An 11,796-nucleotide genomic window follows, 5' to 3' on the forward strand; every position below is an offset into this window, starting at 1 on the left:
CTGTTGGGTCTGGCCACCATGGCTCCCCGCACCACCCGCCTCAAGCACGCCCTGGGTATCTGAGCTCCGGACTCCACCCATCCGATGAGGGGAAGGTGGGGTGCCCGGAGGACGTTCGGGCACCCCACCTTTCGAAACCCGCTCCCCCACAGGATCATTCCCGGCACGCCAGAACCATTCCCGACAAAAGCAAAGCGCCCCATCCGAATTCGGATGGGGCGCTTCGAGCCTGACGTCAGTGCTTTTCCGGGCCGAGGTGGTACTCGAACACGAGCCCGCCCGCGGCGACCAGGATGCAGATGACGCCGATGGCGATCAGCCAGTACTGGAAGAACGCGAAGCCCAGCGCCGCGATCGAGCCGGAGCCCGCGAGCAGGATGGGCCAGAACGAGCCGGGCGAGAAGAAGCCCAGGTCGCCGGCGCCGTCGACGATCTCCGCCTCTTCGTAGTCCTCCGGACGCAGGTCCAGGCGACGGGCGACGAAGCGGAAGTAGGTGGCCACGATCAGGGCCAGGCCCGCCGACAGCACGATGGCGGTGGTACCCGCCCACTCGACGCCGGTGCGCGAGCGGCCGGTGAAGTAGCCGTAGACCACGGCAACGATCACGAAGAACACCGTGATCAGTTCGAAGATGCGAGCTTCGACCTTCATGTCAGTTCATCCTCACTTGGCGTCGGCGAGTTCGTTACCGCGCGCCTTGCGGTCGGTGTTGAACGGCTTGGTGGAGGTCGCCACCGGCGACTCGCCGATGCTGGCGAGGGCCTCGGCGTTGGTCTTGTGGTCCTTGACGCGGGCGTCCATGTACTGCTTGAACTTCTCCGGGGAGACCACGCGGATCTCGAAGTTCATCATCGAGTGGAAGGTGCCGCACATCTCGGCGCAACGGCCGACGAACGCGCCTTCCTTCTCGATCTTGGTGACCTGGAAGACGTTGTCGGAGTTGTTCTGCTTCGGGTTCGGCATCACGTCGCGCTTGAACAGGAACTCCGGCACCCAGAAGGAGTGGATGACGTCCGCGGCGGCCAGCTGGAACTCGATATTCTTGCCCGACGGCAGGACCAGGACCGGGACCTCGTTGGAGGTGCCGACGGTCTCGACCTTGTCGTAGTGCAGGTACGAGATGTCATTGGCGGGCAGGCCGTTGTTCGGGCCCGGCTGCGGGTGGCCATCCTTGGTCGCTTCCTTGTAGCGCTCCTCGATGTCCTTGTTCATGTCCTGACGCTCGTGGTCGACGCCGTCGTAGACGTAGCCGTCCTTCATGTCGACATGCTGGTAGCCGAACTTCCAGTTCCACTGGAAGGCGGTCACGTCGATGGTGACGTCCGGGTCGGCGACCTTCTCGTGCACGTAGTTCTGCACGACCACGGTGAAGTAGAACAGCACCGCGATGATCACGAACGGGATCGCGGTGTAGCTCAGCTCCAGCGGCACGTTGTAACCGGTCTGCCGCGGGAACTCCGGCGAGTCGGCCTTCTTGCGGTGGAACGCGATCGTCCAGAAGGTCAGACCCCAGACCAGCACACCCATCGCGAGGGCGGCGAGCACGGACCAGGTCCACAGCTCACGCATCTTGGTGGCCTGCGGCGTGATGCCCGAGGGCCAGCCGAATCGAAGCCAAACGTTGTCGATCGAGCAGCCGGAGACGAGCATCGCGGTCATCCCCAAGGACACCGCCAGCCCGGCCCGCCGAAGGATGCGGCCCCGCCGACCCCGGGCGGGTCGTGCCCCAATCGCCTCGCTCGTCTTGTGCGCCACGCTCAACGCCTTCCTGGTCGTCATTCCGACACCGCGCCGCCCGGGCTCCCTTCCGCCGGGCGACACATCTTCAGCACAGTTTTGGGGCCTCGGGGAGGCTGTGCATATGTATCCCTGCGGGATAGCACGCGAACGCACAACCGACCCTGAGAGTTTCCCAAGTACTACGCAGCGTAGACCAAGAAACGCCCCCTGTTGTGATCGGGTCCGGTTCGACACTCCGGAAACCTCATAAGCACTGGATACGGCCTCTGGCGGCGGGATCTGCCCGGGTACGGCATACTCGGGCAGTAGGTTTCGCGTCGCGCGCCCGTGCGGGCGCGCCCCAATTCCTTTGATTCCGGAAAGAGGTTCTTGCCGCAGTGTGTGGACTGCTCGGATTCCTGACAGCTAGCACGGCTACAACCCCGGACGGGCGGACGGTCGAGACCACGGCGGCGCAGGTGTACGAGGCGCTGCACTGCCAGCGCCATCGCGGCCCCGACGAGCGTGGCACCTGGACCGATGACCGCATGATCTTCGGCTTCAACCGCCTGTCGATCATCGATATCGAGCATTCGCACCAGCCGCTGCGCTGGGGCCCGCCGGAGAACCCCGAGCGGTACGCCATGACCTTCAACGGCGAGATCTACAACTATCTCGAGTTGCGCGCCGAATTGAAGGAAGCGCACGAGGCCGAGTTCGGCGATCAGCCGATGTTCCGCACCGAGGGCGACGGCGAGGCCATCGTGGCCGCCTTCCACTACTGGGGCGCCAAGGCCGCGAGCCGGCTGCGCGGCATGTTCGCCTTCGCCATCTGGGATACCGAGCTGAACAAGCTGTTCCTGGCGCGCGATCCGTTCGGCATCAAGCCGCTGTTCATCGCCACCGGCAACGGCGGCACCGCGTTCTCCAGCGAGAAGAAGTCGCTGCTGGGACTGCTTCCGGCGCTGGAGCTTTCCGACGCGCTGGATCCGCGCGCTCTGGAGCACTACACGGTGCTGCAGTACGTGCCCGAGGCCGAGACCCTGCACAAGGACATCCGCCGCCTCGAATCCGGTTGCTACGCCTGGGTCGAGCCGGGCGCGGCCCCGCGCGTGACCCGCTACTTCAACCCGCAGTTCCGGGTGCAGAAGTTCGCGGCCGGTTCGGAGGCCAAGCGGTACAAGGAGATCGCCGAGGCGCTGGAGGACTCCGTCGCCAAGCACATGCGCGCGGATGTGACCGTCGGCGCGTTCCTGTCCGGCGGCATCGACTCCACCGCCATCGCGGCCCTGGCCATCCGGCACAACCCGAACCTGCTGACCTTCACCTCGGCGTTCGAGCGCCAGGGCTACTCGGAGGCCGACGTGGCCGCCGAGACCGCCGCGGCCATCGGCGCCAAGCACTACATCCGCATGGTCTCGCCCGAGGAGTACGCGGCCTCGATTCCCGAGATCGTCTGGTACCTCGACGAACCCGTCGCCGACCCGGCGCTGGTGCCGCTGTACTTCGTGGCCAAGGAGGCCCGCAAGCACGTCAAGGTGGTGCTCTCGGGCGAGGGCTCCGACGAGCTGTTCGGCGGGTACACCATCTACCGGGAACCGCTGTCGCTCAAGCCCTTCGAGTACCTGCCCAAGGGCCTGCGCAAGCTGGCGGGCAAGCTGTCGGACCGGATTCCGGAGGGCACCCGCGGCAAGAGCCTGCTGCACCGCGGCTCGCTCACCATGGAGGAGCGCTACTACGGCAACGCCCGCAGCTTCAATGACGCCCAATTGCGTTCGGTGCTGCGGGAATTCCGTTCCGAGTGGACCCATCAGGACGTGACCGCGCCGATCTACGCCATGCAGGGCTACGACTGGGATCCGGTGGCGCGCATGCAGCACCTGGACCTGTTCACCTGGCTGCGCGGCGACATCCTGGTCAAGGCCGACAAGATGACCATGGCCAACTCGCTGGAACTGCGCGTGCCGTTCCTGGATCCCGAGGTCTTCAAGGTCGCCGAGCGGATTCCGGTCGAGCAGAAGATCACCAAGGAAACCACCAAATACGCGCTGCGCCAGTCTTTGACGGACATCGTGCCCCCGCACGTCCTCAACCGCGCCAAGCTGGGCTTCCCGGTGCCGCTGCGGCACTGGCTGCGCGGTCCGGAACTCTACGACTGGGCCCGCGCCCAGATCACCGAGTCGCACACCGACCACCTGCTCAACAAGCAGGCCATCCTGGACATGCTGGACGCCCACCGCACCGGCCCGGTCGACCACAGCCGCCGCCTGTGGACCCTGATCGTGTTCATGATCTGGCACGGCATCTTCGTCGAGAACCGGATCAAGCCGGAGATCCAGGAGCCGACCTACCCGGTCAACCTCTGATCGCACGCTTTCCTAGAGCCGTCCCCGGATACCCGGGGGCGGCTCTCGCCGTTTCGGACAGTCGGCGCCCGGATGCGGGCTCTTGCGCCATACCCCAGCTACGGTAACTGTGCGCTAGCCATTGTATTTGCGTTGTCACTGCAATAATGTGGGTGCTGGGCGACGGTCGGCGGGCGGACCGCTTTCGTCACCCCGATCGGAAAGGACTCGGCATCAATGGATCTCCCGTCTCCACGGAGCGTGTCCCGCCGCCAGGCCATCGGGTTGAGCGCGGCCGTGGCCGCCGCCGTCGGGTTGGCGGCGTGCGGTAAGTCGAGTAGCAGTTCGACCGCGACCGGCACGACATCGGCGTCCACCGATCCCAAGGCCGTCGCCGCGGACGCCTACGTGTTCGGGTTTCCGCTGGTCCTGATAGATGTCACTCGCGAAACCGGCGGTCCCGCCAATCAATTCGTGCATCAGAATCCGCCGACGCCCAGTGAGAAGCAGGTGGTGCGGCTCAATCTGGACACGCTGTACTCGCAGGCGTGGCTGGATCTGCGGGCGGAGCCGATGGTGGTGCAGGTGCCCGAGATCGAGGCCGGGCGGTACTGGCTCATGCAGTTCTTGGACGCGTGGACGAACACCGTGCACGATCCGAGCAGCACGAATCCGCGCGTCGCGAAGGGTGAGGCGAAGCCGCCGTACACCTATCTGATCACCGGGCCGGGGTGGCAGGGCAGCGTGCCCGCGGGCATGACGCGGCTGGCCATGCCGACGGGCACCACGTGGCTGCTCGGGCGGATCGAATACAAGGGCGACAACGATATTCAGAACGTGCGAGCGCTGCAGGAGCGGCTGAAGCTGGCCCCGCTCAGCGTCTGGAACGCCGATCCGGGTGCGGTCCAGGGCGGACCGGGCGCGCAGCCCGCGGGCGGCGGCTCACCCGCCCAGATGGTGGCGCAGATGGACGGCCCCACCTTCTTCAACCGCATGTGCGCGGTGATGGCACTCAATCCGCCCGCGCCCGAGGACGCGGACGCCGTGAAGCGCTTCGCCACCAGCGGCATCACCGCGGGTGGGAATGTCTCCACCGCCCCCGCCGACGTGTTGACGGCCGCGGCCACCGAGGCCCGCAAGAGCATCGCCGCCTATCGGGATCCCAAGGCCCAGAACCAGAACGGCTGGACCTTCGACCTCGAGGTCGGCTCCTACGGCACCAACTATCCGTTGCGCGCACAGGTCGCGGCCGTCGGCCTGGGCGCGAATCTGCCCCGGGACGCGGTGTATCCGACCGTCAACGCGAATGCCGAGGGCGGCAGTCGATTCCGGGTGACCTTCGCCAAGGATCAACTGCCGCCCGTCGGGGCTTTCTGGTCGCTCACCGCGTACGACGCCCAGTCCTATCTGGTGCAGAACCCGGCGGGCATCTACTCGGTCGGGCATCTGGTTCCGCTCACCCCGGCCGCGGACGGCACGGTCGAGATCGCCGTCCAGAGCGCCGATCCCGGCCCGAGCGTGCCCGCCGGGCACTGGCTGCCGATCCCCGAATCCGGCCAGTTCTCCCTCACCCTGCGGCTGTACGCGCCGAAAGACACAGTGCTGAACGGGAAGTGGCAGGTGCCGAAGCTGGAGAAGCTGTCCTGACCCAGCACCCGCCGGGCCGCGGCGTCAGCGTCGCAGCACCCGGCGGGCCAGCCAGTTCCCCAGGAACTGAATGCCCTGCACCCCGGCGATGATGATCAGCGTCGCCACCAGCGTGACCTGCCAGTCGAACCGCTGATACCCGTACACCAGCGCGAAGTCGCCCAGCCCACCGCCGCCGACCGTGCCCGCCATCGCCGACATGTCGACAATGGCGATGACCACGAAGGTGTAGCCGAGCACCAAGGGGCCCAACGCTTCCGGGATCAGCAGCGTGAGAATGATGCGCAGCGGCCCGGCACCCATCGCCCGGGCCGCCTCGATCACCCCCGGATCGACGGTCACCAGATTCTGCTCGACGATGCGGGCAATGCCGAAGGACGCGGCCACGATCATGACGAACGCCGCCGCATCGGTGCCGATCGTCGTCCCGATCACCTTCAGCGTCACCGGCCCCAGCGCGGCCAGCAGAATGATGAACGGAATCGGCCGCACCACATTCACCAGCACGTTCAGCACCACATTGATGGGCGCGTTGGCCAGCAACCCGCCCTTCCGGGTGGTGTAGAGCAGCGTCCCCAATGCCAGCCCGATGGTCCCGCCCACCATGAACGTCAGCAGCACCAGGTAGATCGTGGTGCCGACAGCCTCACCGAGCACCGGCCGCAGCCGGTCCCAATCCGTATGCACGGCAGCCAGATTGCTCACGGTGTGATTCACGCGCTCCTCCGATCGCCCCGAGAGGACGCCGACGCGGCCTCGGTCCCAGCCGACGTCGCCACGACCTCGGCCGCGGGTTCGGCAGGCTCCGCCGCTACACCCGCGTCATCCGCAGCGCCCCTGTCGCGCGCGGATGTCGGGGCCGCGGCGTCACCCAATTGCCGGGCCACCCGGCGCACCGCATCGTCCGGGCCGGTGAGGGCCAGGGTGAGGCTGCCGAATGTCTTGTCCTGCAGCGCGCTCACACCGCCGAACACGATTTCGACCGAAACGCCCTCGGCGACAGCGGCGGTCAGGGCCGGGCCGATGCCGTTCTCATCGTCGACCGCGACGGTCACCAGGTGACCGGCATGCCGCTCCCCCAGGCGATCCAGTTCCTCGGCGGTCGGGCGGTTGTGCAGCACCGTCTCCACGAAGGATCGGGTGGGTGCGGCCGTCGGGGCGGCGAAGACGTCGAAGGTGCTGGCCAACTCGACGATTCGACCTTCGGCAAGCACCGCGACACGATCGGCCACCTCACGGATGACATCCATCTCGTGGGTGATGACGATGATGGTGACGCCGAGTTCGCGGTTGATCTTCTTCAGCAGCCGCAGCACTTCACCGGTGGTCTCCGGGTCGAGCGCCGAGGTGGCCTCATCGGCGAGCAGCAAGGACGGGGAGGTGGCCAGCGCCCGGGCGATGCCGACGCGCTGCTTCTGCCCGCCCGAGAGCTGGTCCGGGTAGCTGCGCGCCTTGTCCGAAAGGCCCACGAACTCCAGCAGTTCGGCCACGCGCGCCTTGCGCCGCGCACGTGGCCAGCCCGCCACTTTCAGCGGGTACTCGATATTGCCCGCGGCGGTGCGCGAGCGGAACAGGTTGAACTGCTGGAAGATCATGCCGATATCGCGCCGCAGCTGCCGGACCCGGGACTCCGGGACCCCGGTGATGGGGTCGCCGGAGATCAGCACGGTCCCGTCGGTCGGCTTCTCCAGGGCGTTGATCAGCCGCACCAGCGTGGACTTGCCCGCGCCGGAATAGCCGATCACACCGAAGATCTCGCCCTTCTCGATGCGCAGATCGATGCCGTCGAGCGCGGTATGCCGCTGTTTCCCGGTGCGGAAAACCTTTGTCACCGCACGGAATTCGACGGCCGCGACCTCACTCACTTGGTGTCGCGGATGGTCTGCTGCACCCGCGCCAGGATCGGCTCCAGCTCCGCCCCGGACTTCTTCACCTCGAGCGCGGTGCCCTTGGAGTCCTCCTGCACCGACTTCTGCACCTCGGGGGTGTGGAAGATCTCCACCAGCTTCAGGTAGGTGGCATTGTTCTTGTCCGCGGCGCGCGTGACGAACGCGTTGATGTACGGCTGGGCGCCCGGATTGGCCGGATCATCCTTGTACAGCGCGGATTTCGGGTCGATGCCGGACTTGAGCAGGAAGGTGTTGTTGACGACCGAGCCGTCCACCGACTCCAGCGACAGCGCGGTCTGCGCCGCGTCGACCGCGGTCACCTTGACCTTGGACGCGCCCTTGTCGATATCGGCCGGGGTGGGCTGCTTGGCATCGCCCTTGAGCTTCAGCAACCCGGCCGCCTGCAGCACGAACAGCGCCCGCGCCTGATTGGTCGGATCGTTCGGCACCGCGATCTCGCCGCCGTTCGGGATGTCGGCCAGCGTCTTGTGCTTCTTGGAGTACAGCCCCAGCGGCACGATCTGCGTCGCCCCGATGGGCGTCAGATCCTGGTTGTTGGCCACGTTGTACTGGCCCAGGAACTGCAGGTGCTGGAACAGATTCACATCGATCTGCTTCTGCGCCAGCGCGGTATTGGGCTGCGAGTAGTCCGAGTAGTGGACGATGTTCAGGGTGATGCCCTGCTTCTTGGCCTCGTCCTTGAAGACGTCCCAGTGCGGATCGGATTCGGTGGTGCCGATGCGGACGGTATTGCTGCCGGCGGAGTCATCGCTGCTGCCGCAGGCCGTGAGGGTGAGGCTCGCGACGGCTGCTACCAGGACCGGGATCGCCAGTACCCGATTGAATTTCACTCGTGCTCCCGCATGCTTGAACTGCTTGGTGACTGTGTTCTCCGAAGAGAATCGAACCCGGCCATGGAACCGTGCGGGCAATCGGCGGGCAATGATTGCGATCCCGGGGAGCCAAACGCTTCCGGGCGGCACGAAATCTCACCTACGGTGCGTGAAATGCGAAAACTGCGCCGTTTCCTGGTGATTCCGGTCTTGCTCTCGCTGGCCTTGACGGCCGCCTGTGGCAAGGAACACCACGATGATGTGGTGCGTATCGGTGTGAACGACATCGCACTGCCGCACTGGGACGTGTTCGAGAAGAAGGCCGCCGAGGCGGGCATCAAGGTCGAGTTCACCAACTTCACCGACTACAACCAGCCGAATCCGGCGCTCTCCCAGGGCCGTGTCGACCTCAACAAGTTCCAGCACATCCGGTACCTGGCCAACTACAACGCCCGCAACAACGACACGCTGGTGCCGGTCGGGGCCACGGAGATCTATCCGCTGGGCCTGTATTCGAAGAAGCACAAGGCCGTCGGCGAGATTCCACAGGGCGGCGAAATCACGCTGAGCAACAATCCCGCGAATCAGGTGCGGCCGCTGCTGAACCTCGCCGCGGCCGGGCTCATCGTGCTGCGCAACGGCGGCTCCTGGGATTCGAAGCTGGAAGACGTCGACAAGTCGGCCTCCAAGGTGCGGCTCACCACCATCGACCCACCCTCACCGCCGCCTCCCTGGACAGCGTGGACGCCGCCTACGTCGACGACACCTGGGCGCGGCAGGCCGGTCTCACCAACGACCAGATCATCTACACCGACGACCCCAACCGCCCGGACCTGAAGCAGTACATCAACATCTTCGCCGCCCGCGCCGCCGACAAGGACAACCCGAAGTTCCTGCGCCTCACCGAGATCTACCACGACCCGGAGGTCGAGGCCGCGATCAAGGCCGAGGCGGGCTTCCAGGGCATCTTCAAGACCAACACCGCGGCGGACCTCCAGGCCACCGCCACCGACCTGGAGACCAAGTTCCGCAAGTGATGTCGGCGGCTCGGTGCACTAGCGCGTGCGATGGCTGCGGGCGATCCTCGAGCGTGCACCGGCGATGATGGTGATGATCATGACGGTCATGACCTGCAATGCCGTCCAGGTGATCGGCGCCGGAGTGGGTGTCGGAGCCGGGGCGACGTATGCGACCGGGGGCGGAGGCGGAGGCGGTGGGACCGGCTGCGGCGCAGGTGGAATCGCCTCCGGCGGGGCCGGTACCACGGCGGGCGCGGCGACCGGCGCGATGGCTGGTGGGTGCGGAATCTCCAGGGGGACGGCGGGTTCCGGCGCCATCGGGATCGGCAGGAGCAGCAGGCAGGTGAGCAGGGCGCTGCCGGTCATCGCGCTGCCCACCACCACGCTGCCCGCACCGGCGGAACCGGGTCCGACCAAGCCGCTGGAGCCGGGGATGAATCCGGGTCCGAGCAGACCGGATCCGGTGCCGCTGCCGGTGAGCAGTCCGAGACCGAGGACGGCGCTGCCGACCACGGCGCTGCCCGCGCACGTGGTGAGGACGCTGCCGGAATCCAGTCCGGCCAATCCGCCGAGGGTGTTCGGTGCGGCGACCGGCTGCGCGGCATCTAACGGCCGCGACCGCTCCATCAGCGGATTCTCATGTGGCAGTGCCAGACCCGCGACATTCGCGGCGACACCGCTGCCGGTCTCGGCGCTGCCCGAAACACTGCTGCCGGTGCTGAGCCCGCCACCCGCGGCCGGAGTCGGGTTCAGGCCCATCGTGCTGCCGGAAGTCACGCCGCCGGTCCCCGCGCCGGACTGGCTGCCGGTGTAGCTGCTGCCCGTCCCGAGTCCGAGCGCGCTCCCGGTCGGCGCGTCGATCGGGCCGAGCGTACCGCCGGAGCCGGTCGGTCCATCGGATCCCGCACTGCCGCTGAGGATTTCCCCGATCGGCGGCATCGCGGGCGCGTCCGGATCGGCCGCGGCCGGGCCGGGCCGCACGGCTAGCAACGCCGCGGCCAGCGGCACCGCCGTCGCCACCGCGAATCCCCGTGCCGCCCTGCTGGTTCGGTTCACGCTGCCTCCCTGTCCCGAATCTGTGAGCACCGAAGCCGCCTGGCGCCCGCGTCAGCGCGGATTGGCGCTGGCCGCCGGGCCCGAGGAGGTGATGTGCTCGAACCGGGACAGCGCCAGTTCGTAAGCGTCCCTGGAGACGTGGTTCCCGCCGGAGAACGGCTGATCCAGCTGGTGGACCGCCACCATCACCGCGCCGATCACCAGTCCGAACAGGCCGGTCATGATGACGCTGCGCTTGGTCACCACCACGCCGGAGAACACCGTGCCGAACAGCAGCATGCCGGTGGCGAACCACAGTGCCACGTACAGGAATCCGGGCAGGCGATAGGCCGCGTCCAGGCCCCGGTCGTAGCGCGCCTCGACAATGGCGTCGACGCCGTCCTGCGCCTTGTCCTGTGTCGCTTTGGCATTCGCGTCGCCCGCCGGTGCGGCGGCCACCGCCTCCCGCAGATCGTCGAGGGTGGCCTGGGCGGCCGGGCTGAGCCGCCGCTGCTTGTCCATCACCCGCCACTCGTCGCCGACGACCTGCTTCGTGTAATCCTTCACCAGCCCCTGGATCTGCTTGCGATCCTGCTCGGGCATGTCATTGGCGGTCTCGTACACACTCACCAGCGCCTTGCCCTCCGACACCGTGTGCTCGTGCGAGGTGTCGTACTGCTGCCACAGGATCACCACCACGAACGCGACGATGGCGGCGAAGAACATGTTCACCAGGTCCAGCATCATGTGCCCGGCGCCCGCGTCATCCCCGTGCTCCCACGACTTGGGCCGAAGCCGATCCCCCACAAGAAATATCAGCACCGCCGCCACCGCGAACAGCACGAGCACACCGAGCTGCATGACAACTCCGAGCATTTGCGCGACTCCATTCCGGACCAAGGCGGCGTTTGCGATCACGAGGTATTCGCCGCCACTGGTCGGTCGGATTGCACCGGCAAATAATCTGTTACGCCCCCGGCGCGCCGCCGGAAATGCTCCGCGTGTCCGGCTCCTAGGGAGCGAAGGACAGTACCGCCGCGGCCACGGTCACGCTCAATTCCAGTGCGGCCCCGAGCACATCACCATTGAGCCCGCCGAACCGCCGCACACAATGCCGCACGACCAGCGCAGCGACCCCCAACGCCAGCACCACGGCCACCGGCCCCTGCCACCTGTTGTCGACCGCGAACACCGCTGCCACCGTGGCGATTCCGGCCCACACCAACCCCACCGCAGGCGTCTGCGTCCCCGCCACCAAGGCCCCGAACCCGGCCCCGGGCGCGGCCTCGACACCCTTCCGGCAGGCCA

Annotated in this window: 11 protein-coding genes and 1 pseudogene; 4 read left to right on the forward strand and 8 right to left on the reverse strand. The window is 67.0% G+C overall.

Annotated elements, in window-relative coordinates:
• Nucleotides 1–235: 235 nt before the first annotated feature.
• Both ACAM49_RS34495 and ACAM49_RS34500 read right to left on the reverse strand, forming a co-directional pair.
• Nucleotides 236–652, reverse strand: a complete 417-nt coding sequence (locus tag ACAM49_RS34495; RefSeq protein ID WP_040806711.1) for a cytochrome c oxidase subunit 4 — start codon at nt 650–652, stop codon at nt 236–238.
• 12 nt (nt 653–664) lie between these two features.
• Nucleotides 665–1,660 carry a cytochrome c oxidase subunit II gene (locus ACAM49_RS34500; RefSeq protein WP_369639743.1) on the reverse strand — a complete coding sequence of 332 codons (996 nt, stop codon included), beginning with the start codon at nt 1,658–1,660 and terminating at the stop codon, nt 665–667.
• A 458-nt stretch (nt 1,661–2,118) separates the two neighbouring features.
• Here ACAM49_RS34500 and asnB point away from each other — a divergent pair, with 458 nt between their 5' ends.
• On the forward strand, nt 2,119–4,086 hold the full coding sequence (asnB, locus tag ACAM49_RS34505; protein ID WP_369639735.1) for an asparagine synthase (glutamine-hydrolyzing): 1,968 nt from the start codon (nt 2,119–2,121) through the stop codon (nt 4,084–4,086).
• A gap of 216 nt (nt 4,087–4,302) precedes the next feature.
• Nucleotides 4,303–5,712: a DUF1254 domain-containing protein gene (locus tag ACAM49_RS34510; RefSeq protein WP_369639736.1), complete on the forward strand. Its 1,410-nt coding sequence runs from the start codon at nt 4,303–4,305 to the stop codon at nt 5,710–5,712.
• Nucleotides 5,713–5,736: 24 nt separating this feature from the next.
• Here ACAM49_RS34510 and ACAM49_RS34515 read toward each other — a convergent pair whose 3' ends face one another.
• From ACAM49_RS34515 to ACAM49_RS34525, 3 genes and pseudogenes are all read right to left on the reverse strand, one after another.
• Nucleotides 5,737–6,399: a methionine ABC transporter permease gene (locus tag ACAM49_RS34515; RefSeq protein ID WP_369639744.1), complete on the reverse strand. Its 663-nt coding sequence runs from the start codon at nt 6,397–6,399 to the stop codon at nt 5,737–5,739.
• A gap of 155 nt (nt 6,400–6,554) precedes the next feature.
• A pseudogene (locus ACAM49_RS34520) lies at nt 6,555–7,577 on the reverse strand (methionine ABC transporter ATP-binding protein); the annotation flags it as partial.
• A complete protein-coding gene (locus ACAM49_RS34525; RefSeq protein ID WP_369639737.1) occupies nt 7,574–8,452 on the reverse strand; it encodes a MetQ/NlpA family ABC transporter substrate-binding protein in 879 nt (292 codons plus the stop codon). The pseudogene ACAM49_RS34520 and the gene ACAM49_RS34525, both read right to left, overlap by 4 nt.
• 156 nt (nt 8,453–8,608) lie before the next feature.
• Here ACAM49_RS34525 and ACAM49_RS34530 point away from each other — a divergent pair, with 156 nt between their 5' ends.
• Both ACAM49_RS34530 and ACAM49_RS34535 read left to right on the forward strand, forming a co-directional pair.
• Nucleotides 8,609–9,271: a MetQ/NlpA family ABC transporter substrate-binding protein gene (locus tag ACAM49_RS34530; protein ID WP_369639738.1), complete on the forward strand. Its 663-nt coding sequence runs from the start codon at nt 8,609–8,611 to the stop codon at nt 9,269–9,271.
• Nucleotides 9,175–9,471, forward strand: coding sequence for a MetQ/NlpA family ABC transporter substrate-binding protein (locus ACAM49_RS34535; protein ID WP_369639739.1), 297 nt, complete (start codon nt 9,175–9,177; stop codon nt 9,469–9,471). The genes ACAM49_RS34530 and ACAM49_RS34535 overlap by 97 nt, the downstream gene beginning before the upstream one ends.
• Nucleotides 9,472–9,489: 18 nt before the next feature.
• On the opposite strand, the gene ACAM49_RS34540 is transcribed toward ACAM49_RS34535, so the two are convergent.
• The 3 genes from ACAM49_RS34540 to ACAM49_RS34550 all read right to left on the reverse strand — a co-directional run.
• Nucleotides 9,490–10,509, reverse strand: a complete 1,020-nt coding sequence (locus ACAM49_RS34540) for a hypothetical protein (RefSeq protein WP_369639740.1) — start codon at nt 10,507–10,509, stop codon at nt 9,490–9,492.
• Nucleotides 10,510–10,560: 51 nt separating this feature from the next.
• Entirely contained in the window at nt 10,561–11,364 is an 804-nt protein-coding gene (locus ACAM49_RS34545; RefSeq protein ID WP_369639741.1) for a DUF4239 domain-containing protein, read from the reverse strand.
• A 136-nt stretch (nt 11,365–11,500) separates the two neighbouring features.
• Nucleotides 11,501–11,796, reverse strand: a 296-nt coding sequence (locus tag ACAM49_RS34550; RefSeq protein ID WP_369639742.1) for an adenosylcobinamide-GDP ribazoletransferase, incomplete at its 5' end; no start/stop codon positions are given.

Origin of the sequence: Nocardia sp. JMUB6875 (genome assembly GCF_041154655.1) — a bacterium.
GTDB lineage: Bacteria > Actinomycetota > Actinomycetes > Mycobacteriales > Mycobacteriaceae > Nocardia.

Coding starts and splice junctions, on each gene's coding strand:
- ACAM49_RS34530 (WP_369639738.1), top strand. CDS start 8,609: ATGCGAAAACTGCGCCGTTTCCTGGTGATTCCGGTCTTGCTCTCGCTG.
- ACAM49_RS34545 (WP_369639741.1), bottom strand. CDS start 11,364: ATGCTCGGAGTTGTCATGCAGCTCGGTGTGCTCGTGCTGTTCGCGGTG.
- ACAM49_RS34495 (WP_040806711.1), bottom strand. CDS start 652: ATGAAGGTCGAAGCTCGCATCTTCGAACTGATCACGGTGTTCTTCGTG.
- ACAM49_RS34510 (WP_369639736.1), top strand. CDS start 4,303: ATGGATCTCCCGTCTCCACGGAGCGTGTCCCGCCGCCAGGCCATCGGG.
- ACAM49_RS34500 (WP_369639743.1), bottom strand. CDS start 1,660: ATGACCGCGATGCTCGTCTCCGGCTGCTCGATCGACAACGTTTGGCTT.